24 protein-coding genes are annotated in these 22,257 nt (G+C 59.6%); 11 read left to right on the top strand and 13 right to left on the bottom strand.

Annotated elements, in window-relative coordinates:
• Positions 1–32: 32 nt before the first annotated feature.
• From EDF75_RS17405 to EDF75_RS17385, 5 genes are all read left to right on the top strand, one after another.
• The gene (locus tag EDF75_RS17405; protein WP_133600303.1) at positions 33–785 is read left to right on the top strand and encodes an AraC family transcriptional regulator; all 753 of its coding nucleotides are present in this window, start codon (positions 33–35) and stop codon (positions 783–785) included.
• Positions 786–936: 151 nt separating this feature from the next.
• Positions 937–1,218, top strand: coding sequence for a PTS sugar transporter subunit IIB (locus EDF75_RS17400; protein WP_076946096.1), 282 nt, complete (start codon positions 937–939; stop codon positions 1,216–1,218).
• Between the two features lie 3 nt (positions 1,219–1,221).
• Positions 1,222–2,562, top strand: a complete 1,341-nt coding sequence (locus EDF75_RS17395) for a PTS galactitol transporter subunit IIC (protein WP_133600302.1) — start codon at positions 1,222–1,224, stop codon at positions 2,560–2,562.
• Positions 2,559–3,014 (top strand): PTS sugar transporter subunit IIA, encoded by a 456-nt coding sequence (locus EDF75_RS17390; RefSeq protein ID WP_133600301.1) that lies wholly within the window; start codon positions 2,559–2,561, stop codon positions 3,012–3,014. Before EDF75_RS17395 ends, EDF75_RS17390 begins: the two co-directional genes overlap by 4 nt.
• Positions 3,015–3,064: 50 nt before the next feature.
• Entirely contained in the window at positions 3,065–3,391 is a 327-nt protein-coding gene (locus EDF75_RS17385; RefSeq protein ID WP_133600300.1) for a MerR family transcriptional regulator, read from the top strand.
• Between the two features lie 22 nt (positions 3,392–3,413).
• Here the strand turns inward: EDF75_RS17385 and EDF75_RS17380 are convergent, their stop codons facing one another.
• The 8 genes from EDF75_RS17380 to speB all read right to left on the bottom strand — a co-directional run bounded on the left by EDF75_RS17380 (position 3,414) and on the right by speB (position 11,248).
• On the bottom strand, positions 3,414–4,208 hold the full coding sequence (locus EDF75_RS17380; protein WP_133600299.1) for an SDR family NAD(P)-dependent oxidoreductase: 795 nt from the start codon (positions 4,206–4,208) through the stop codon (positions 3,414–3,416).
• Between the two features lie 84 nt (positions 4,209–4,292).
• Positions 4,293–5,225 (bottom strand): 2-hydroxyacid dehydrogenase, encoded by a 933-nt coding sequence (locus tag EDF75_RS17375; RefSeq protein ID WP_133600298.1) that lies wholly within the window; start codon positions 5,223–5,225, stop codon positions 4,293–4,295.
• Between the two features lie 5 nt (positions 5,226–5,230).
• Positions 5,231–5,959, bottom strand: coding sequence for a class II aldolase/adducin family protein (locus tag EDF75_RS17370; protein WP_133600297.1), 729 nt, complete (start codon positions 5,957–5,959; stop codon positions 5,231–5,233).
• Positions 5,960–7,480 carry an amino acid ABC transporter permease/ATP-binding protein gene (locus EDF75_RS17365; protein WP_133600296.1) on the bottom strand — a complete coding sequence of 507 codons (1,521 nt, stop codon included), beginning with the start codon at positions 7,478–7,480 and terminating at the stop codon, positions 5,960–5,962.
• Between the two features lie 33 nt (positions 7,481–7,513).
• The gene (locus tag EDF75_RS17360) at positions 7,514–8,317 is read right to left on the bottom strand and encodes an ABC transporter substrate-binding protein (protein WP_133600295.1); all 804 of its coding nucleotides are present in this window, start codon (positions 8,315–8,317) and stop codon (positions 7,514–7,516) included.
• 9 nt (positions 8,318–8,326) lie between these two features.
• Positions 8,327–9,403, bottom strand: a complete 1,077-nt coding sequence (locus EDF75_RS17355; RefSeq protein WP_133600294.1) for an isopenicillin N synthase family dioxygenase — start codon at positions 9,401–9,403, stop codon at positions 8,327–8,329.
• Positions 9,400–10,263, bottom strand: a complete 864-nt coding sequence (locus tag EDF75_RS17350; RefSeq protein ID WP_133600571.1) for a sugar phosphate isomerase/epimerase family protein — start codon at positions 10,261–10,263, stop codon at positions 9,400–9,402. Before EDF75_RS17350 ends, EDF75_RS17355 begins: the two co-directional genes overlap by 4 nt.
• A gap of 34 nt (positions 10,264–10,297) precedes the next feature.
• Entirely contained in the window at positions 10,298–11,248 is a 951-nt protein-coding gene (gene speB, locus EDF75_RS17345; protein ID WP_123708506.1) for an agmatinase, read from the bottom strand.
• Positions 11,249–11,360: 112 nt separating this feature from the next.
• Here speB and EDF75_RS17340 point away from each other — a divergent pair, with 112 nt between their 5' ends.
• On the top strand, positions 11,361–12,272 hold the full coding sequence (locus EDF75_RS17340) for a LysR family transcriptional regulator (RefSeq protein WP_133600293.1): 912 nt from the start codon (positions 11,361–11,363) through the stop codon (positions 12,270–12,272).
• A gap of 30 nt (positions 12,273–12,302) precedes the next feature.
• On the opposite strand, the gene EDF75_RS17335 is transcribed toward EDF75_RS17340, so the two are convergent.
• Positions 12,303–12,923, bottom strand: coding sequence for a transporter (locus tag EDF75_RS17335; protein ID WP_133600292.1), 621 nt, complete (start codon positions 12,921–12,923; stop codon positions 12,303–12,305).
• A 136-nt stretch (positions 12,924–13,059) separates the two neighbouring features.
• A complete protein-coding gene (surE, locus tag EDF75_RS17325) occupies positions 13,060–13,935 on the bottom strand; it encodes a 5'/3'-nucleotidase SurE (protein WP_133600291.1) in 876 nt (291 codons plus the stop codon).
• A 516-nt stretch (positions 13,936–14,451) separates the two neighbouring features.
• On the opposite strand from surE, the gene EDF75_RS17320 reads away from it, so the two are divergent.
• Both EDF75_RS17320 and EDF75_RS17315 read left to right on the top strand, forming a co-directional pair.
• Positions 14,452–15,240: a histidine phosphatase family protein gene (locus EDF75_RS17320; RefSeq protein ID WP_133600290.1), complete on the top strand. Its 789-nt coding sequence runs from the start codon at positions 14,452–14,454 to the stop codon at positions 15,238–15,240.
• 89 nt (positions 15,241–15,329) lie between these two features.
• Entirely contained in the window at positions 15,330–16,673 is a 1,344-nt protein-coding gene (locus EDF75_RS17315) for an OprD family outer membrane porin (RefSeq protein WP_133600289.1), read from the top strand.
• A 45-nt stretch (positions 16,674–16,718) separates the two neighbouring features.
• On the opposite strand, the gene EDF75_RS17310 is transcribed toward EDF75_RS17315, so the two are convergent.
• From EDF75_RS17310 to EDF75_RS17300, 3 genes are all read right to left on the bottom strand, one after another.
• Positions 16,719–17,681 (bottom strand): sugar-binding transcriptional regulator, encoded by a 963-nt coding sequence (locus EDF75_RS17310; protein ID WP_045857819.1) that lies wholly within the window; start codon positions 17,679–17,681, stop codon positions 16,719–16,721.
• A 136-nt stretch (positions 17,682–17,817) separates the two neighbouring features.
• Positions 17,818–18,597: a triose-phosphate isomerase family protein gene (locus tag EDF75_RS17305; protein WP_133600288.1), complete on the bottom strand. Its 780-nt coding sequence runs from the start codon at positions 18,595–18,597 to the stop codon at positions 17,818–17,820.
• Positions 18,588–20,348, bottom strand: a complete 1,761-nt coding sequence (locus EDF75_RS17300; protein ID WP_133600287.1) for a dihydroxyacetone kinase family protein — start codon at positions 20,346–20,348, stop codon at positions 18,588–18,590. Before EDF75_RS17300 ends, EDF75_RS17305 begins: the two co-directional genes overlap by 10 nt.
• Positions 20,349–20,678: 330 nt before the next feature.
• On the opposite strand from EDF75_RS17300, the gene EDF75_RS17295 reads away from it, so the two are divergent.
• The 3 genes from EDF75_RS17295 to EDF75_RS17285 form a co-directional block, all read left to right on the top strand.
• The gene (locus EDF75_RS17295) at positions 20,679–21,158 is read left to right on the top strand and encodes an RpiB/LacA/LacB family sugar-phosphate isomerase (RefSeq protein WP_045857825.1); all 480 of its coding nucleotides are present in this window, start codon (positions 20,679–20,681) and stop codon (positions 21,156–21,158) included.
• A gap of 13 nt (positions 21,159–21,171) precedes the next feature.
• Positions 21,172–22,152: a transaldolase gene (gene tal, locus EDF75_RS17290; RefSeq protein WP_133600286.1), complete on the top strand. Its 981-nt coding sequence runs from the start codon at positions 21,172–21,174 to the stop codon at positions 22,150–22,152.
• Positions 22,139–22,257: hypothetical protein (locus EDF75_RS17285; protein WP_171996282.1), on the top strand; the 119-nt coding region annotated here is incomplete at its 3' end. The genes tal and EDF75_RS17285, both read left to right, overlap by 14 nt.

The following is a 22,257-nucleotide window of genomic DNA, read 5'->3' as shown; positions in this document are numbered from 1 at the left end:
AATGGTGAGAATCAGACAAAGGGCAGGTGAAGATGATAACCCAGCACGCGATCGAAGGGCTGCGCCAGCTGAAGTACACCCCGGGCAGCGAAGAGCCGGTTCATCAACATGAACAGGGGCAGCTGATCTACGCCCTGCGCGGCGTGGCGAAAATTGTTACCCCTCAGCATATCTGGCTGCTGTCGCCGGGGCGCGCCGTCTGGCTGCCCGGCGGCATGCCGCACGGCCTGCAGGCGGTTGACCACGTGGTCACGCAAAATCTCTACTTAACGCCCCCGGCGTCCCGACGGTTCGGCGACCGCTGCCGCGGCCTGTCCGCCACGCCGCTGCTGCACGCGCTTATCGCCGCCGGTCTTGAAGAGGGGCTGGCGGCGGAGCGGCAGGCGCTGGTTTACGCCCTGCTGAGCGATGAGCTTGCGCGCCTCTCTGCCTGCGCCCTGTGCCACGTGACGCTGCCCAGCGACCGCCGGGTGCGTCAGGTGTGCGATACGCTATGCCGCGAGCTCGATCATGCGGCGACCCTGGCCTGGTGGGGGCAAAAGGTGGGGGCCAGCGAGCGAACCCTGGCGCGGCTGTTTCGCGAAGAGACGCAGCTGAGCTTTTCCGAATGGCGCCAGCAGATCCGCCTGCTGGAGGCGGTGTGTAATCTTGCCCGCGGGGTGGCGGTGAGCACCCTGGCAAACGAGCTGGGCTACGCCAGCGCCAGCGCCTTTATCGCCATGTTTCGCAAAAAGCTGGGCGTTTCGCCCCAGCGCTATATCCAGGCCACCGGCGTGAAGGGGTAAAAAGCCGAATAAATAAATGTTATTTATTATCAATGTGTTATTTGTTTAACGGCGTTCTGTGTGTACTCAGTGTGTAAAATTACACATCGATCACAATTCTTAACCCGCCATCATGATTTAATCCTCTCAACCAAAATGGAGAGGAATACTCATGAAACACATGATGATTTGTTGTGGCGCTGGCGTAGCAACCAGCACCGTTGCCTTAAATAAGCTGCAGGATTTCCTGAAAAAAGAAAACCTCCTCGCTAAGGTGCGTATTTCCCAGGGCACCGTGGCGGAAGCGAAAACGCGCGATGACGTTGATTTTATCGTTTCGACTTCACCGGTTGCGCTTTCCGTTCCGGTAATTAACGCTCTGCCGCTGTTGACCGGCATGGGCACCGATAAAGTTTTCAGCAGCGTGAAAGAATTAATTCTCGCCGAGGGTTAAGCCATGTTTATTGTTGATTATATCGTGGGCCTGGGTGCCTCGGTAATGATGCCGCTGATATTTATGATCCTCGGACTGATATTACGCCTGTCGCTTAGCAAAGCCCTTAAAGCTGGTTTAATGGTGGGGATTGGTTTTATCGGCTTAAGCATTACCGTTAACCTGATGATCGACTCCCTGACGCCGGTCAGCCACGCGCTGGTGGAGCGCTTCGGCCTGAACCTCACCGTGCTGGACGTGGGCTGGCCCGCGGCGGCAGCGGTGGCCATGGGGACACGGGTTGGCGCGCTGGTCATTCCGGTGTGCGTGGCCATTAACGTGCTGATGCTGTACAGCAAAACCACCCGGGTGCTGAACGTCGATATCTGGAACCTGTGGCACCACGCGTTTACCGGTTCGCTGGTCACCATTATTACCGATAGCCTCTGGCTGGGTATTTTTGCGGCTGCGATTAACTGTATTATCACGATGGTTATTGCCGATCGTACCAGCGGCGATGTTGAGAAATACCTGAACCTGCCGTCTATTTCGGTCCCGCATGGTTTCTCCGCCTCATTTGTTCCGGCGGCATGGCTGGTGAACGCCATTGTCGATCGTATCCCGGTTATTCGCGATATTAAAATTGATACCGAGGTGATTCAGAAAAGGCTCTCTATTCTCGGCGATCCGGCGTCGCTTGGCGCAATTATCGGGGCGCTGCTGGGTATTATTGCCGGTATCGAAGTGAAGGCCATATTACAAACGGCGATTACCATGGCGGCGGTGATGACCATTATTCCGCGCATGGCCAAAATGCTGATGGAAGGGGTTTACCCGATCAGCGAGCGTATTCAGGAGATTGCCCAGTCGCGCGCCGGCTCCTTTGGTAAAATTGCTATCGGCCTCGATTCGGCGGTCAGCGTCGGCCATCCGGTGACGCTGTCGGTGTCGATGCTGATGATCCCGGTGATGCTGGTGCTGGCGGCGATTATTCCGGGCAACCAGTTCCTGCCCTTCGCTTCGTTAACCGGCCTGCCGTTTGCCTTTGTGCTGGTTACCGCGGTATGCCGGGGCGATATGTTCCGTACGCTGCTTACCGGCCTGCTGACGCTCAGCCTGGCGCCGATTGTCACCAGCACGGCGGTGAGCACCGGCTTCTCCCTGCCGCAGGGCACCACCAGCATCAGCAGCGTCGACTACGCCGGAGCCATGCTGCCGTGGGCCATCATTCAAAGCTTCCATCTAAAAGAGATTGGGGTCGGCATTTTAACCCTGTGCACCCTCGCCCTGGTGCTGTGGAACCGGCGCAAGCTGGCGCAGGAAAACGAGCAGTTAGCTGAAGCAAATGCGGAGGTGGGCAAATGATGTTTAGCGCACAGCGGGTGGTGAAGTTCACCGAGGCCGTCAGCCGGACGGACCTGCTGACCCGCCTGGCGGCAGTCCTGCAGGCGGATGGCCTGGTCAAGCCGAGCTTTAGCGAAGGGGTGCTGGAGCGGGAAAAGGTCTATCCGACGGGAATTTTTATGGAGACCCACAGCGTCGCCATCCCGCATACCGAGTTTGAGCACGTCAACCGCACCGGTTTTGCCATCGGCATCAACCTCGCGGGCGTCGAGTTCCAGCGTACCGATGAGCCCGAGGAGGCCGTAGTTCCGCAGATAGTGGTGATGATGGCCATTGATAAAACCTGCGAAAAGGTGGCAATTATTCAATCCTTGTTCGCCCTGCTGGCCGATAGCGATCGCGTTAACGAAATCGTTAAAATGACGCCAGAGGAGATTGCAAAAGTGTTCACCGATGCCATCGTCACGCAGTAAGATAAAATGATGGGCTCAATACGGTGATGCCGGAAGCGAAGAGGGACAAGATGTTACGAATCAGCGACGTCATAGAGTTAGCGATGGTGAGTCGTAAAACTATCTATAACGCGATCAACAGCGGCCGGCTGAAGTACCAGCTGGTCAACGTTGATAATCGTCAGGTTCGTATGTTTTTCGAAGAGGACGTCTTCGAAGCGTTCCCCAAAACCAGCCGGGGTACCACTCAGGAACAGGAAGTGCAGGCGCTGCGAGAGGAGGTTGCCTCCCTCAAGTTTGCGCTGGCGGAGCTGCAAAAAGCGGTCAACGCCATGGATCCTGAGGGTAAGTACGAAATGACCAGCGTAAAAGAGTCGTCAAAAACGCCCGACCGCTAGCCGGCGGACGGGCGTCGCGTCATCAGACGATATCGTCCACCACGCCGCCGTCAACGCGCAGCGCCGCACCCGAGGTCGCCGAGGCCTGGGTCGAGCAGACGTACACCACCATATTCGCCACCTCTTCCACCGACGCCGCGCGCTGAATCACCGACGCGGGGCGATGGGCCATGACAAACTCTTTCGCCAGCTGCTCCAGCGGTTTCCCGGTCCTGGCGACTTCCTCTTTCATCATGTCGGCAAAGCCGTCGGAAAGGGTGGGGCCCGGCAGCACGCTGTTGACGGTGACGCCGCTGCCGGCGACATATTTCGCCAGCCCGCGTGCCAGCGACAGCTGGGCGGTTTTGGTCACCCCGTAGTGAATCATGTCCGCCGGAATGTTGCGCGCCGATTCCGAAGAGATAAATACCACCCGACCCCAGCCCTTTTGCACCATCCCCGGCAGCAGGGCGCGCGCCAGGCGCACGCCGGACATCACGTTGGTCTGCCAGTAGTTTTCCCAGGTTTCGTCATCGGTTGCATAGAAATCCTGCGGGCCATAGATGCCGGCGTTGTTGACCAGAATATCGATGCCAACCAGCGCCTGCAGCAGCTGATTCACGCCCTGGGCATTGCTCAGGTCGGCGACCGCCGGACGCGCGCTGGCGCCCGGAACTTCGTTTTGCAAACGGGCGATGGCCTCGTTAACGCTGCGCTCGCTGCGTCCGTTAATCACCACCTCCGCGCCGCTCTCCGCCAGCCCTTTGGCGATGGCAAAGCCGATCCCCGCGGTTGATGCGGTCACCAGCGCGACCTTCCCCGATAAATCAATCTTCATAACCCTGGCCTTATTGTGTAAGCAACGGACCATTAAGCGTAGCAGCTGACGCCGGCGCAGGGCGGGGAGAGAGGTTGCAAGGTGTTAATAGCCCGTCTGCTTATCGACCAGATTTTTCAGCGGCAGCGCCTGCTGCTGGCGCTGAATATTTTCCAGCAGCTGGCGGGCGATCACCTGCGCCGGGGCGATGGAGGCGATATGCGGGGTGATGACCACCCGCGGATGCGACCACAGCGGGTCGGCGTCCGGCAGCGGTTCGACCGGGAAGACGTCCAGCAGCGCGCCCGCCAGCCGGCGGCTGTCCAGCGCCTGCAGCACGTCGTGATTCACCATATGCTCGCCGCGTCCGCAGTTGATCAGCACCGCGCCTTCCGGGAGCTGGTCGAGCAGAGGCTGCGCGAGGATGCCGCGGGTCTGCTCGGTGAGCGGCAGCACGTTGATCAGCGCGTCCAGTTCGCCCAGGAAATCAGCGGCCTGCGCATCGCCGTGGTAGCAGCGCACGCCCGCCAGGCGCTTTTCGCTTCGCGCCCAGCCGGAGACGCAGTACCCCAGCCCGGCAAGGCTGGTAGCGATGTAGCCGCCGATTTCACCGAGCCCCATCACCCCGACGCGAAAATCGGCGGCGGCCCGCTGCGGGTAGGCCTGCCACACCCGCTCGCGCTGATGCGCCAGCGCGCGGTCAAAGTGGCGCTGAAACCACAGCACGCCCCACAGCGCGTATTCGAACATCCCGTGACGAAAATCTTCATCCACCACCCGGCATAGCGGAACCTGGCTGGCGAACACCTCTGCGGGAAGGTGGTCGACCCCGGCCGAAGCGGCCTGGATAAGCTTTAGATCCGGCGAGCGGGCCAGCAGCTGAGGGTCGGGAAACCAGCAGCTGGCATACTCCGCGCGACCTGCCGCCGGGTGGTCGGGCAGGACCGCCGTCACGTGGGGAAAAAGGTGCAGCGCGTCGCAAATCTCGCGGGCGTAGTTTGGGTCATTGCAGTCGACAACGATAGTCAGGTTCGGCATAGGCATTACTCTTTATAAGCGGTGTCGAGGCGGTTAAGGCGGCGCAGCCACGCCTGCCAGACCTGCTGGCGCTCGTGCTCCACGCCCATCAGCTGTTCGCAGGCGTGCTGGCTCAGGTGCGCCGGGATGAGGTGAATCGGGCTGAGCGGGGCGAGCTGGGCGGCGGCCAGCTGAATTTCGCAGGCGCGGTTGAGGTAGTACATGATGTAAAACGCATCGGCGACGGTGCGCCCGACCGACAGCAGCCCGTGGCTCTGCAAAATCATGGCGATATTATCCCCGAGCGAGCGCTGAATACGCTCGCGTTCGTCGAGGTCAAACGCCACGCCTTCATACGGGTGATAGCCGACGCGCTGATAAAACTCGGTGCTGATCTGGTTAAGCTGCAGCAGACCGTCCTGGCAGGCGGCGACCGCCATCCCCGGCAGCGTATGGGTGTGGATCACGCAGTGGGCATCCTCCCGCGCCATATGCACCGCGCTGTGGATGGTAAAACCGGCCGAGTTCGCCGGGGCGTGACCCTCCACCACCTTGCCCTGCATATCGACGACAATCAGATTGCTGGCGGTCACCTCGTCGAACATCATGCCGAACGGGTTAATCAGAAACCGCGGTTCACCGTCGCCGGGCAGGCGCACGGAAAAGTGGGTATAGAGCGTATCTTCCCAGCCAAACAGCGCCGCCAGGCGGTAGGCGGCGGCCAGATCCTGGCGCAGTTCACGTTCAGTAGCCATTTATTGTACTCCCATAAATTCACGGATGCGGGTCAGTGTCGGATCGCTGGCGCCGTCGCGGATGCGCCGGGGCGGCACATTGCTCACCACCACGCCGTTCTCCATCATCACCACCCGGTCGGAAATGGATAACGCGAAGTCCATCTCATGGGTGACGATCAGCATCGTCATCCCTTCGCGGGCGAGAGACTGAATCACCTTCAGCACCTCACCAACCAGCTCCGGATCCAGCGCCGAGGTGGGTTCGTCAAACAGCATGATGTCTGGTTTCAAGGCCAGCGCCCTGGCGATGGCAACGCGCTGCTGCTGGCCGCCGGAGAGCTGCCAGGGGTATTTTTCGCCATGGGCCAGCAGCCCGACGCGATCCAGCAGGTAGAGGGCCTGCTCCTTTGCCACGCGGCGATCGGCGAGCTTGTGATACAGCGGGGCCAGCATCACGTTGTCGAGCACCGTGCGGTGAGGAAAGAGGTTGAAGCTCTGGAAAACCATGCCGATGCGGCGTACGCCGGCGCGCATCTGCGGCTTATCGACGATCGCTGCGCCTTTCAGGTAATCTTCGCCGTAGAGAATAATTTCCCCGCCATCGATGCTTTCCAGGGCGTTGATGGTGCGGATCAGGGTGGTTTTGCCCGACCCGGACGGCCCGATAATGCTGATGACCTCGCCGTTATCGACCTTCAGATCGATGCCTTTCAGCACCTGATGCTGGCCCCAGGATTTTGCGATCGCCCGCAGATCGAGAGCCGGCGGACTGCCGCTGGCGGGTTCGGCTTTCGCCGCCTGCGGCGGCGCTTTCAGGCTCTGGCGCAGGGTCTCGCATTCGGCGTCGTTGAAGGTTTGCGGGCGCTTTTGCTGAATATCAAGCCGGTTTTCCAGCGCCCGGAACAGCCAGGTAAACAGCGTTACCACCATTACGTAGTACACCGCCACCGCCAGCAGCGTCTCCATCACGAGGAAGTTCTGCGCGTAGAGGCGCTGGCCGGTGAGCAGCAGTTCCGGTAGCGAGATCACCGATAAAATCGAGCTGAGCTTAATGATGGTGATGTATTCATTGATCATCGTCGGCAGCGAGATGCGAAACGCCTGCGGGATAATAATCAGGCGCTGAATGCCGATAAAGCTGAAGCTTAAGGCGTGGCCGGCTTCGCTTTGTCCCTTCGCCACCGAGATTAAACCGCCGCGATGAATCTCAGCCATATAGGCCGCCTCGGTGACGGTCATCGAGACCAGGCCGGCAATAAACGGCACCCCGAGCAGCGGCTGGGTGGCCGGAAACAGCTGCGGCAGGTTATAGACAAACACCAGCAGCACCATTAGCGGCACGCTGCGGAAAAACCAAATATAGAGTTCGACGGGAACCTTCAGCCAGCGCGGGCCGGAGAGCTTCGCGCAGGCTAAAAGAAAACCTAATACCAGGCCAATAAACCACGACAATGAACTGACGACGATGACGGTAACGCACGCCTGCCAGAATGCCCCAATGCTAAATAACGAGAAAAAGTATCCCCAATCGAACTCCATACCGACTCCTGTTGCGCATTGGCTTGATCGTATTTAATCGATGCGTTCTAAGTTGTATTTCTTGATGATGGCGTCATATTTGCCGTTGGCTTTTAAGGTGGCTAACGTCGATTTAATCGCCTCCACCAGTTCGCTATTGCCTTTGCTGACGTAAATCCCCAGCGGCAGGGGGTAGACCAGCCGGGTGGAGCTAATCGCCAGCCGTCCGCGGCTCTTATCGACAAGAATTTGCGCCGCCGGAGCGATCTCTAACTGCGCGCTAATATTTTTCGATATCAGGGCCTGGGAGACTTCCGGCGCGGTCGGGAACTCCTGAATGCTGATGGCCGGTTTGCCGTTTTTCAGGCAGTACTCGTCGGAGTGATTTTTCAGGCTGGCGACCCAGCTGGTGCCCTGCTGCAGCCCCACCTTGACGCCGCACAGGTCGTCTTCCGTTTTCGGCTGAATCTCGCCGCTCTTGAGGGCGATAATTGACGCGCCGGAGAGGGCGTAAGGCACCGCGTCGGCCTGTTTAAGGCGCTCCGGCGTGATGTACATTCCGGAGATCACCGCGTCGTATTTCTTGCCAATCCCTAAGATCAGGCTGGTGAATTTGGTATCGATCAGCTGCGGTTTGGCCTTCAGCTGCTCGGCAATCAGCGCGGCGAATTCCGGGTCGAGGCCGACGATGTTGTTATTGCTGTCGTAAGATTCAAACGGCGGATAGGTCACCTCCATCCCGACCTTAAAGACGCCGTCCGTCAGCAGCTCTGCGGCCTGGGTCAGCGGAGAAAAGCAGGCGGCGACGGCAATGCCCACCGCCACACGGCGCGAGAGCTTATGGAGCGTTTTTTTCATCATGTATCCTCACGGGTTAGTAACGGTTTTTTGCTGGGCTTGTTTTTTCAGATGACCAAAGGTGTTGGTGCCTCGGGCGCGTTCCGGGAGCTGCAGCTCGCCTTTGTTGACCTTCTCGCGCAGGTAGCGATAGGTCTGCAGCGCCTGGCTCCACATATGCTCGCCAATGCTCAGTTCCTGATAGTCGCTGGCCTCTCCGGCGGTTAAAAAGTTGGGCAGCGGGCGGATCAGGGTGTGGTAATCGCAGGCGAAGAACAGCGGGAAGGAGTAGCGCTCCTGCGGCACCTTGCGGACACGGTGGGCTGTAGCAACAAACGTGCCAGCGCTTAGCACTTCCAGCATGTCGCCGATATTGATCACGAAAGCCTCTTCTCCGGCGGCGCTCTTCGCCGGCGGCGCGTCGATCCAGGCGCTATCTTCATTCAGCACCTCAAGGCCCGGCTGGTCGGCGAGCAGCAGTGTGAAGCACTCGTAATCGGTGTGTGCACCAATACCGGGAACGTCTTCGGCGCTGGCGTCAAAGGGGTAGTGGATCAGGCGCAGCTTCGACGGCGGGCAGGTCACCATCGCCTTGAAATAGCCCTCCGGCAGGCCAAGGGCGAGGGCGAAGGCGTCAAACAGGCGATGGCCGAGGGCAAATACCGCTTCATAGTAGGCCAGCACCCGGGACTGAAACTCGGGCAGCTGCGGCCACTCGTTGGCGCCAATCAGCGGCGTGCCGGCCAGCACAAACGGGTGGTCATCCGCGGCCTGAAAGCCAATATCAAACGCTTCTTTGTGGTCCGGTTTACCGGAGCCGTAGATCTCTTCCCCTTCCGGGACGTAGCCTTTGTGGCTGCGGGAGTGGCCGATGTAGTACTGCATCTTTTGATCCATCGGCAGGGCGAAGAGCCGTTTGGCCGCCGTGCGGATCCCGGCGATCAGCTCAGGGGCAATGCCGTGGCCGGTGATGTAGAAAAAGCCGACTTCCCGCGCCGCTTTGCCGATGGCGTCGGCGACGGCCTGGCGCTTTGCCAGACTGTCGCTGGCCAGATCGCTGATATCGATGGTCGGTAACTCGGTGAAAGAACTTTTTGCGACGTTCATGGCTGCGGATCCTTTTCGGTTAGCGATAAAAACTCGGCAAAATGCTGCTGTTCATGTTCCGCCATCCACGCATTCAGCGACCACAGATCGGCCACCGGAACGTTGGTAAACGGCAGGTGGTGCAGATAGCCGTCGGGGCCAAACTCGGGGGTCAGCGTGGTTTGCTGATACCCGCGCCGGCGCTGCGACTGCCAGACCTGCTGCCAGAAGCGCTGCTGAAACTGCAGCGCGGCCTGATATTCCGGCGCCGCCGGGTGCGGCACCTGCGGCCCCTGGTCGTAGCCGGCGCGGGCCTGGACGTGGTGCACGCGGTCGATAAAGGCGCTGAAATCATCGCAGGGGTCATCCAGCAGACGCTCGCTCACCACCAGCCAGTGGCTGATATCGGCGGTAAAGCGCAGCTGCGGCAGCTGCTGGATAATTTCCAGGGTCAGCCACGGGCTATACAGCGAGGTGGCGCGATGGGTCTCAAAGCTGCAGATCAGTTCGCTGGCGGCGGCCAGCTCGTGGGCCCGGCCGAGAAAATCCACCTGCTGCGCCAGCGGCCAGCGGTCGTTGCCGGCCAGCAGATTGACAAAGCGCGGGTTCAGCGCCTTTGCCTCGGCAAAGCGGCTTTTTAAGCGCTCCAGATGCTGGTGCGGCGTCTCGGCCTGCGCCGGGATCACGCCGCCGCCGCTGAAGAGGATGGCGATATACTCCAGTTCGGACTCCTGCAGGCGCCGGGACAGCGTCTGCCGCTCATCGGCGCTCGGCGGGACCCGCGCCTCGATGCCGCAGCAGCCGACGCTTTTTAGCTCGCTGAGGGTTTGTTGCCACGGGGTCGTCACGCCCCAGAGGGTGCGAAAAACCTTGAGCTGCAGGGTGGGCTGGGCGGTTGGCTGCATTCTGAATCTCCTATGGATATTTCACGCCCGGCAGGACGCAGAGCATTTCATACAGCAGGTTGGCCGCCAGCTGGGAGGTGTTGCCGCTGACGTCGTAGGGCGGGGAGACCTCAACCAGGTCGCAGCCAATCAGGTCCAGGCCGCGGCAGCCGCGGACGATCTCCAGCGCCTGAATGGAGGTCAGGCCGCCGACTTCCGGCGTGCCGGTGCCGGGCGCCCAGATGGGGTCGAGGCTGTCGATATCGAAGCTGAGATAGACCGGGCCATCGCCCATCTGCTGGCGAACCTCCGCCATTAGCGGCGCCAGCGACCGGTGCCAGCACTGCTCCGCCTGCACCAGACGAAAGCCCTGGTCGACGCCCCACTGGAAGTCGCCGGCGGCGTAGCCCTGGGCGCGCTGGCCAATCTGTACCACCCGTTTGAGATCCAGCAGCCCCTCTTCGACGGCGCGGCGGAAGGTGGTGCCGTGGGCGATTTTCTCGCCGAACATCTCATCGTTGGTGTCGGTGTGGGCATCAACGTGAATCAGCCCCACCGGGCCGTGCTTTTTGGTCAGGGCGCGCAGGATCGGCAGGGTGATGGTGTGGTCTCCCCCGAGGGTCAGGGGGATGAGCGGGAAACTATTTAAAGCGGTGTAGTAATCCTCGATGATCTGCACCGATTTGAGCAGGCTGTAGGTATTTATCGGCACGTCGCCGATATCGGCCACCGACAGCGACTCAAAAGGCGCCGCGCCGGTTGCCATGTTGTAGGGACGAATCATCACCGATTCGGTGCGGATATAGCGCGGTCCGTAGCGGGTGCCGGAGCGCTGCGACGTGCCGATATCCAGCGGGATGCCAACGAAAGCCGCATCAAGCCCCTGTAAATCTTCGATAAAAGGCAGGCGCATCATCGTTGCGCGGCCGCCGAAGCGCGGCATCTCGTTGCCACCCTGCGGTTGATGAAAGACGTTATCCATTTCAGCTCCTGAATCTGAGTCACCAATGCTCGATGAGGAGATAGTGCGAAAGATGCGCTGGACTTTAAATCGTCTGCTGTAAATACTTAGTTCATTTAATGGTGAACTAATCATGCTCAACGACGGCAGCCTTAACATTCGTCAGCTGCAGATTTTTGAGGCGGTGGCCCGCCTGGAAAGCTACGGCAGAGCCCAGCAGGAGCTGGGGATTTCGGTGTCGGCGATCAGCAACGCGATGTCCCAGCTGGAAGGCCAGCTCGGGTTTAGCCTGTGCCAGCGCGGGCGCGGCGGCTTCGCTTTGACCGAGAAAGGGCAGCAGTTTTTGCAGCAGGCGATTCGCGTGCTAAGCGAGCTCAACGAGCTGGAGCGCCAGTCGGCGCTGCTGAAGGGCGAGCACAGCGGCACGATTTGCATCTCGACCCTCGACTCGATTGAAACCGAAACCGCGCTGTCGCTGCCGGTGGTGCTGCGCAGCTTCAGCGATAAGTTTCCTCACGTGCACATCAAACTGATTATCCGCACCCCGGCGGAGCAGCTGAACGGCGTGCTCAACAACCATATCGATCTGGCGATCGGCAGCTACAACTCCCAGGTGCATAACATCATCAGCGAGCCGCTCTATCGCGAGCAGCACTGGCTCTACTGCAGCGACCTGCACCCGATGTTCTTCAGCCGCCAGCTCGAGAAAGAGCACATCAGCCAGTGCCCGCTGGTGACCCGCAGCTACTGGAATACCAGCGATCTGCGGCGGCGCGGCTTCAGCAAAGGCAGCGCCACCGTGGAGACGGTCGATGCGCAGCTGCTGCTGATCCTCTCGGGGAAATATATCGGCTACCTGCCGGAGCACTACGCCTGGCCGTGGATCAAGGAGAACCGGCTGCGGGTGCTGCTGCCCAACGAGTTCGGCTTCCAGTCGCCGTTCTCGGCGATTTGCAAACGCGGGCGCAGCAACGAGCCCTATCTGAAAGAGTTTCGTAATTTACTCAAGAAGAATACCGTCGCCAGGCCGAAGTGGAACTACTAGAGGCCGCCGGGTCATTGCGGCACCGCGCTATCAGGCGCTGGCCGCGGCCGAAGTGCGGGCGAGGTAGCGAAAATAGCAGTAGTAGCCGATCGATGCCGTCAGGCACAGCATGTAGCCAAACGACTCGCTGCCCTCTTCGACGGCGTTTTTCACCGCCCGGGCGTAATCTTGCGCCAGGATGGCGAACCACAGGCCGTGCATGCCGAACAGGCGCGAGAAGACCAGCACCGCCAGCAGCCCGCTGAGCATCATCCCGTAGTATGGCGTGCGGGTATACTGCGCCAGCTGCGCAAGGGTTTGACGGTAATGGATGAGCGGATAAATAAGCGTACACAGCGTGGAGAGCAGGGCAAACCAGACCCAGCTGCCGTGGGAGAGCAGATCGAAGACCGCGTCCAGCTCGCGGATCAGCATCGCGAGGAAAAATCCGCCGACGAGAAGATTGCAGGAGCGCAGCAGCGCATATCTCTTTGCCAGCCAGAAGTGGATCAGCACGATTGCCGCCAGCACCAGCTCCTGCATGATTTCGGTAAGCGAGATTTCCGCAATGTTGTTATCGAATACCCGTACGTCAATCCATAGACAGAGTACCGCGACGGCGGAGGCGAAGGCCGCGCCAAGGAAAAAGAGAAGGCTTCTGAGTACAGACATTGGCACCACGTTATATATTGAAAAACAATATGGTAAGTGCCGTATTTATAACTTCCTCTTCACTTCGTGCGCCTTTGCCGCCGTTTTTTAACCTATTGAGCTTTTTTCCTCCCAGGGCGGGCGGTGATGACGGCCGTCACTGGCCTAACAGCGCCTTGTACTGGTCGGTAAACTGCGGGGCATTCCACGCGCCGTCAAAAAGGGTATAGGTGATATAGCCTTTGTTGAGCCAGCCGGAGTCAGTATCGTCAAGCGTGGGCGCGAGCGCCGCCGGGTTGAGGGTCTGCTTCGCCTTGCCGTCAGCCGTCAGCTCATAGCCGATCTGCGGCGTCGGGAACGCTTCGTTATCGACGTAGCGCACGCCTTTGATCTCGGCTTTTGCCAGCGGCGGATAGTTAATGCTCAGCCCGGACCCTTTGGGTAAGACGGGCGCGCCCGGGGTTCGTTTGGCGCTGAGGGTATCGACTACGCCGACGACGTAATCGACCGACTCCGGCCAGTATTGATGCGTGGCCGGCCAGCCGTTTTTCATCTCCTCATCGCTAAAGATATAGCCGATGCTGGCGGCGATCGCCGGGATGCCATAGCGTACGGCGCGGGCGGCGGCGCTGACGGTACCGGAATTGACCTGCGCCATGCCGGTGTTGGGGCCGTCGTTCACGCCGGAGATAACCAGGTCCGGCGGCGCGTCCTTCAGCAGGCCATTAAGCCCAAAGTCAACGGCGTCCGCCGGGGTGCCGGGGAAGCAGTAGCGCCTGTCGGCGACCTTTTGCAGGTCGAAGATCTTGCCGGTTTTAAAGGTAATGGCGGAACCTATGCCGCTTTGGTTGGTGGCGGGGGCGACCATCCAGACGTCGTAGCCTTTGGCTGCCAGTTTGTCCTGCAGCGAGGTGCTGCCCGGCGAGGCGCAGCCGTCGTCGTTGACGATCAGTATTTTCAGCGCGGGCCGGGCCGCCCCGGCGGCGAAGGCGACGGCGGAGAGCAGCGCGGTGGTGAGGATGATTTTTTTCACTTTGGATCCTTATGTTGATAGAAGGGCTGAATCGGACGCAAAAAAAAACCTAAGACTCCTGCCAGCAGCGCCGCTGCGACGGATATCTTAGGTTTTGCCTGCGTTCAGTAACAATCCCGGATAGCCACGAAAATACGCCAGGCTGCGGCCATCGTCCAGGCAAGGACTATTTTTTGTGAGCGGCTTCAATAAATAAAGCTGTTATTAATAATGTTCGCCGCAGGGGGTTTTCTGCGCAGGTTATGTTTCTGTATGGGGCTTATTAGTCGATGTATGAATATTGGATTAAATATATTGCGTTAAGCCTGCTGGATATGCGTGCGATCACATTTATTAATTTGCCCCATAAAAGAGAGTGGCGTTACTCCGCATTGATGATATTGTCGCCATAATTGGATTGTTACTGTGTATACAGGCAAAACCTACGTCAGATAGCGAAAACGGTGGTTATCACTTTCGTTATTGAGCGTGGGTTTTTTGTTTTTATTACAGGTGTGAATAACGCAAGGATATAACATGAAAAAATGGCTGTTAGCTTTAGTCGTGGTGACCAGCAGCGTAGCCTGGTCTGCGGAAAATAAAACGCCGGTCGCCGATAGCGATACGGTGAATATCTATTTTGCCCGTCATGGGAAAACGCTGCTTAATACCTTTGACCGCGTTCAGGGATGGGCCGACTCCCCGCTGACCGAGGATGGACGGCGGGTGGCGCGCTATTTAGGCGAAGGGCTCAAAGGGATTAAATTCGACAGTTTCTACACCAGCGATGCCGGGCGGCAGCGCGAAACGATGGCGGTTATTATGGCGCAGGCGGGGATCGCCGACTCTCGGCCGACCGAGCTGGCGGGCCTTCGCGAAGCGTTCTTCGGCGGGTTCGAGGGCGGCCTGAATCGGGATATGGCCGCGGCGGGAGCCCGTCAACTGGGGCTGGCCGACGCGGCGGCGCTGTACCGGGAGATGAAGGCCGGAACGCTGTCGGTGCGCGATAGCCAGAACGCGCTTGCCAGCGCCGACCCCAGGAGGATGACGGAGAGCTACGACCAGGTGAAGCAGCGCGTTCAGGCGGCGCTGGCGACCATGCTTGCGCAGGCGAAAGCCGACGGCGATAAAAATATTCTGGCGATTTCATCCGGTACGGCGATGCAGATAATGATCTCCGATCTCACCGACGACCCGGCGAAAAATAAGCCGTTAGCCAACGCGGCGGTGGTCAAAATCAGCTATCACAACGGCCGCTATCGGGTAGATGAGATCGGCTCGTTAAAATACGTTGAGGCAGGAAAGCAGGCGCTCGGCGAAAAATAAAATAACGCTTACTGCACTCTTTTTGGGCCGTATCTCATTATTACCCGCCGTTGGTAAGGATGCGGTTCGGCCCGACTCTGGGGGATACTATGAATCTGACTCACGTTACCGCAGCGCTTATCGCCCTTAGCGCTTCGACAGCCGCCTGGGGCGGTAATAAGAATGAAGCTAAGCAGCCTTCTTCGCTAATGAACGACATTGTTAGTGAGCCTTTTTTCCACGATTCGCACATGACCTTATCGTTAAAAAACTACTGGAAATATCTTAAGGAAGAGAACGCCAATCCTAAGCGTGTGCATAATGCGTGGGGGCAGGGGATCGCCGTGGATTATCAGTCGGGTTATTTTAACGATATATTCGGCGCCGATATTATCTATTATGGCGCCGTTAAGCTGGGAGCCAGCGATTACTTTAACTCTCGCGGCGTGCTCTACAATAACGGTCCCGGTAATAGTAAAAATAATGCCGAAGGCTTCTCTAAATTTGGCCAGCGTAATCTTAAGCTGAAGTACCGCGTCGCGGATATGCAGCTTAACGCCCGTTGGGGCTGGCAGGTGCTGAAAAACTATGGCGTCATCTCGACCTCGACGCGGCTGTCGCCGACCACCTACTCCGGCTGGAGCGGCGCTCTGAGCTATGGCGACCTGACGCTGCGCGGCGCGTACATGGAAAACTCGATGGATCGCAATTCGCCGGACAAGAAGCATTTCCAGACCAACGCCGGGCGCGAAATTAACCACCTGGCCAGCGGCGAGCTGCTGTGGAAAGGCCGCTATCTGGATCTGCAGTATGGCTATGGCGAAAGCGATAACTATCTGCGCCGCCACCTGCTGTTTGCCAATCTCAAACCGATAGCGCCGCTGAATATCGGCATGCAGATATACGCGACCCGCGCGCTTGATGAGTATCGCGCGATGCCCGCGAACAGGCGCGACTTCGATGATAGCGCCCGCCATTTCGCCCTTGATGCCAGCTGGAAAGCGCAGCGCTGGAGCAGCAGGTGGGGCATCGGCTATACCGAGGCTAAAAAAGCGAACGAGGTGGGTTTCTACCCGCGGCATATGAGCAAAAACTCGCGCGGCACGTTTATCTCAATGGCCTATGCGGGCGATGACTACATGCGCGACCGGGAGCTGATGCTGGCGAATATCTCTGACTACCAGCTGACTCCGCAGCTGGCGATCGGCCTGGCCGGCAATATTGCCCAGTTTAGCTACCGGGGTAATCACGTGCGCAGCGGTGAAATTAGCGCCTTCAGCCGCTGGGTTCCTTCCGACCCGCGCTTTAAGAACCTGACGGTATGGCTGATGTTTGGTCCGGGCTGGTCGTACAAAAGCAGCGGAAAAACGCCGGTGCTGACCGACGGCCGCTACACCCGAACCCACACCCTGGCCTCAGAAGCGATCGTTGAATACCGCTTCCGCCTGTTCTGATTAACTGAGGGGGCAATTTGTCGGGCTAACAATCAGCCCGGCGGATTACTGGCTCATGCTTAAAATCGTGCGAATGTTGCGGGCGCTGGTGGCGATGATGTCGACGGCCCCGGTGCGCAGGGCGCCCATAATCGCCATCGCTTTGGTATTTTCAGACGCAATCGCAATCACGCAGGGGATCTGCTTGAGCTCTTCAACGCTCAGGCCAATCACCCGGTTGTCCATCACCGTGTTGACGTGCTCGCCGCGGGAGTTGAAGAAGTCGTAACCGGCTACGTCGCCGATAACGCCCTGGTTAATGCTGGCGTCGTTGATCTCCTGCGGCGTGAACCAGCCCAGCTTCACCATGTAGCTCTCTTCGTTCATATCGCCGATGCCAACCAGGGCAATATCGGCCTTGCGCGCGCGGTCGAGCGTCTCTTTAATGGTGCCGTTCTGCAGCAGCAGCTCTTTTAGCTGCATATTTTCGACGTAGGCCGGTGCGTACAGCGACTCGCTGCTGCCGCCAAATTTTTTCGCCAGCAGACGGCTGATATGATCGGCGTTGATGATATCACCCGGCCGATGGGTGCCGCCGATGCCGCAAATAAAGCGACAGTCGCGCGCCTGGATGGTGCCGGAGAATTCCGCGACCGCCGCCACGTTGCGACCCTGACCCACCGCCACCACCACGTTATCTTTCAGCATGTTGTTGAGGTGGCTGGAGACGAGGGTGGCAACCTGGCGACGCTGCTCCTCTTCATCGTTATGGTCGAGGGCGATCAGCGCGCGGGTGATGGGGAAACGATCTTTGAGCTGCTTCTCCAGCTGGGTGCTGAAGATCGGGTGGTAGCGGACGTTGATCTCGACGATCCCTTCTTCTTTTGCCCGTTTTAGCAGACGTCCGACCTTAATACGCGAGAAGCCAAATTTGTTGGCAATCTCTTCCTGCGTTATTTCATCACAGTAGTAGGCTACGGCAATCTCGGTGAGTAGCTCATACTCCTGGGACGCGCTCGATTTTTCCATTCGGCTGCTTTCTCCACGCGATAGATTAATGTTTAGGGGGTGAACATTTGCTGAAAGTATATCAGAAACGTTTTTACCTCAAGCAGGGTAAGCGCGACGGTTCTTTGCAAACCCCGTCGCGCTTTGGGAAGGGCGGCTAGCTCTCCGGGCGGTCGGCCGCTATCTGCTGCGCTTCGGCAAGAATTGACGCAAAGTCCTCGGGCCGGTGGGCAAAACGGCCGAGGAAAATGCCGTCAACGTCGGGCCACAGGCGGCTGAGCAGGCCGGGGCCCGCGCTTCCGCCGTAGATAACCTGAAGCTGCGGGCCGTAATTTTGCTGCAAATGCGCGCGCAGCTCCCGGCAGACGTGGCGGATATAGTCGTCGCTGGCGGGCTTTGGCGCGCCGATGGCCCACTGCGGCTCCCAGGCAAAAATCGTCGGCGGCAGCGCGCCGTCTCCGCGGTGTGCCAGCAGCGCCTGTACCTGGCCGATGGCGTAAGCGGCGGCCTCTTCGGCGCTCATCTGCTGGTCTTCACCAATACAAACGACCGGCGTGAGATGCGTGGCGTAGGCCATATCGATCTTCTGGTTGATGATGTCGGTGGTTTCGCCGAAGTGGCGCCGCCGTTCGGCATGGCCCAGCTCGACGTAGCGGCAGCCCATCTCCTGCAGCATGGCGGCGCTGCTCTCGCCGGTCCAGGCGCCGGGCGGGGCGGCGCAGATGTTCTGCGCTCCCGTGGCCATCGCCGTTCCTTCAAAGCAGCGCAGCGCCGCGGCGACCGCCGGCATCGCCGGGAAGGTGAACAGCTGCAGCCGCGCCGTCAGCTCTGCCGGCTGCTGGCGCAGCAGATCGGCAACCTGCTGGCACCACGCGTGGGTTTGGCCATAGCCAAAATAGGTTTTATGGCTGGTGCCGACGATGGGGCTTAGGGGCATACGTTCTCCCGATGTTCTTCAGTTTCAGGGTTGTCGCTCATGCAGGCGCCTACCGCGGCGATGATCATCGCCAGCGAGACCGCGCCGGCGTCCGGCGTGCCGAGGCTGCGTTCCGCCAGCGGGCGGGCGCGGCCGATTTTTGGCAGCAGCTGGGCGGTATCCTGCGCGCTCTGGCGGGCGACGCACTCGGCTTTGCCCCAGGCCTCTGCGAGAGAGAGACCCTCGTCCGTTGCCGCGCTCAGCGCCTGGCTAAACGGCAGCAGCACGTCGACCAGGGTTTTATCGCCGGGTTTGGCTTTGCCAAAATGCATCACCCCGGCGTTGGCCTGCGAGATGGCCAGCGCCACCCTCGCGGCGTCAGGCTTTTCCTGATTGCCGATGGTGATGCCCAGCGTATTGAGGATCACGCCCCAGATGGCACCAGAGGTGCCGCCGGCCTCGTCTGCCCAGGCGTCAGCGGCGAATTGTAGCAGGGTACCGGCTCCGGCACCCCGTTCCAGCACCTTTTTCGCCGCGCTGCGGGCGGCTACGACGCCGCGCTCCATACCGATGCCGTGGTCGCCGTCGCCGGCGATCGCGTCGATACGGCCAAACTCTTCGGCGTTATCAATCACCGTTTGCGCGACGGCATCAATCATCCCCATCACCTTGACGGCGACCTCTTTCGATTCCGCGCTGCCCTGGGGAATGGTGACCTCGCCGCTCTGCGCCAGCTGCTGCGGATCGAGGGGAACGTGCGGCAGAACGGAGCCGCGGCTAAAGGCCGGAGCGGTGGCGGGGGCAAGCCACAGGGCCTCCAGCTCGTCATCAAACCAGACGAAGGTCATCGACATTCCGGCCATATCAAAGCTGGTGACAAACTCGCCAATCTGGATATCGGTCACTTCGACGCCGGCTTCCTGCAGCAGCGGCTGCACGTCGTGCCAGAACACGAACAGCTCTTCATACTTCACCGAGCCGAGACCGTTAATAATGACGCCCAGGCGCGCGCCTTTAGTCTGCGCGATCGCCTGCGGACGCTCTTCCAGCAGAGTGCGGGTGAGCATCTGCGCCAGTTCGTTCGACGATACGGTGTCCAGTTCGCTAATGCCCGGTTCGCCGTGGATCCCCATGCCAAAGCCCATCTTCCCTTCCGGAATGGTAAACAGCGGGTGCTCGGCGCCGGGGAAGGTGCAGCCGCTGAAGGCCAGGCCTAGCGAGCGCGTTTGCTCGTTGGCGCGACGGGAGATAGCCAGCACCTCGGCCAGCGAATCGCCGCGCTCTGCGGCGGCGGCGGCGGCTTTAAACACCACCAGATCGCCGGCTACGCCGCGGCGCTTCTCTTTTTCAGCCAGCGGCGCGCTGGAGATATCGTCGGTGATAGCCATGGTTTCACAGGGGATCCCCTCGGCGCGCAGCCGTTCGCAGGCGAGGCCGAAATGCAGCACGTCGCCGGCGTAGTTGCCGAACATCAGCAGCACGCCGCCGCCGTTGTTGGCCGCCCGCGCGACGGAGCAGATTTGCTGCGCGGAAGGGGAGGCGAAAAGGTTGCCCATGGCCGCGCCGTGGGCCAGGCCCTGGCCTACCAGTCCGGCGAAGGCGGGGTAGTGCCCGGATCCGCCGCCGACCACGATAGCCACGCCGCCCGGCCGGCTTTGGGTGTTGCGCACGACCCCGCCGGGAACCTGGCGCACCATTGACGCGTGCGCGCTGACGAAGCCCGCCACCATTTCTTTTGCAAAGTCTGACGGTCGGTTAAAAATCCAGCTCATTTTGTCTTCTCCAGATGATTTGTATTTAGTTTCCCAGCCGCCAGTTTCTGGCTATTTGTACCATCACAAATGAACGCTATCAGATCACATGATTCAATCAAATGTTCAGCAGGTGGATATGTGATCGCGGTCGTGATTTGCTTAATAAAGCTATTTTTTGTGCGATCCCCCCTTTTTTAGCCGTCGTTTTCTTGCTAAACCTTATTACATACGAACAACTAGTGAACTTTAGTTCAGTTAAGCGGCCGGGAATTCCAGCCTGAATCCATCACACGAGCGGCTTCTGAACATAAGTTTGATACTAACGCTGTCATTGATGAGGTAAGAAAAATGTTGAAAGTCGCAATCGGTGCGGATGATGCTGCGACCGGACTGAAAAATCTGGTAAAGGAACATCTTCAGCAGCGGGACATCGAGGTCGTTGATTTCAGCCACGACGTGGCGGGAAATGAGCAGATCTACCCGGATATCGCCTTTAACCTGGCTTCGGCTATCCGCCAGGGCACCTTTGAGCGCGGGCTGCTGTTTTGCGGCACCGGCATCGGGATGGCGATTGTGGCGAATAAGGTGCCCGGCATTCGCGCCGCGCAGTGTCATGACGTTTACTCGGCCGATCGCGCCCGCAAAAGCAATAATGCGCAAATTATGACCCTCGGAGCGCGGGTGGTGGGCAGCGAGCTGGCGCTGATGCTGGTCGATACCTGGCTTGCCGCCGAGTTTGAAGCCGGGCGCTCCGGGCCGAAGGTGCAGCGTATCGATTACTACGAAACGCTGGTTCACCCGGACGGTGCGGCCCGCGCTGAAGAATAAAGGAGTCATCACGATGACCATTCTGGAAAAACTGAAAGAAGTGACCACCGTCGTTGCGGACAGCGGCGATATCACCGCTATCCGTGAATACCATCCGCAGGATGCCACGACCAACCCGTCGCTGATCCTGAAGGCCGCCGCGCAGCCGCTCTACCGGCCGCTGATCGAGCAGGCTATCGCCTGGGCCTGCGAGCAGGGCGGCACGGCGCAAACGCGGCTGATTAACGCCGGCGATAAGCTGGCGGTAAATATTGGCCTCGAGCTGCTGGGCCAGGTGCCGGGCAAGGTGTCGACGGAGGTGGACGCCCGCCTCTCTTACGACCGCGGGCTGTGCGTGGCAAAAGCGCGCAAGCTGATCCGCCTGTACGAGCAGGCCGGAATCGACCGCTCCCGCGTGCTGATCAAGCTGGCGGCGACGTGGCAGGGGATTAAGGCGGCGGAGGAGCTGGAGCGCGAAGGCATTCACTGCAACCTGACGCTGCTCTTTTCGTTTGCCCAGGCGCGTGCCTGCGCCGAAGCGGGAGTGTGGCTGATTTCACCCTTCGTCGGGCGAATTTACGACTGGTATCGCGAACGTAATCTGCTGAAAGACGACGTGGCGGAGAACGATCCGGGCGTGGTCTCGGTGCGCAATATTTACGATTACTATAAGAAGCACCGCTACCCGACGGTGATCATGGGCGCAAGCTTCCGTAAAACGGCGCAGGTGATGGCGCTGGCCGGCTGCGATCGCCTGACCATCGCCCCCGCGCTGCTGGAGGAGCTCAGCCGAATGGAGGGCGATCTTCGCGTTGCGCTGGAGCCTCCGCAGGCCGGCGAAGTGCCGCCGTCGCCGCTGACCGAGTCCGAGTTCTACTGGCTGCACAATCAGGACCCGATGGCGGTTGATAAGCTGGCGGAGGGCATTCGCCTGTTTGCCCAGGACCAGCAAAAGCTGGAGACGATGCTCAGCGAGCTGCTGGAAAAACAGGAGGCGGACGATGTCATCGCGTAAAGAGCTGGCGAACGCTATTCGTGCGCTGAGCATGGACGCGGTACAGAAAGCCAAATCCGGCCACCCGGGTGCCCCGATGGGTATGGCTGACATTGCCGAAGTCCT

This window comes from Klebsiella sp. BIGb0149, from assembly GCF_004362605.1.
Classification (GTDB): Bacteria; Pseudomonadota; Gammaproteobacteria; order Enterobacterales; family Enterobacteriaceae; genus Klebsiella; species Klebsiella terrigena.
The sequence above is the reverse complement of the archived record's forward strand: the minus strand, read 5'-3'. Positions and strand labels throughout refer to the sequence as shown.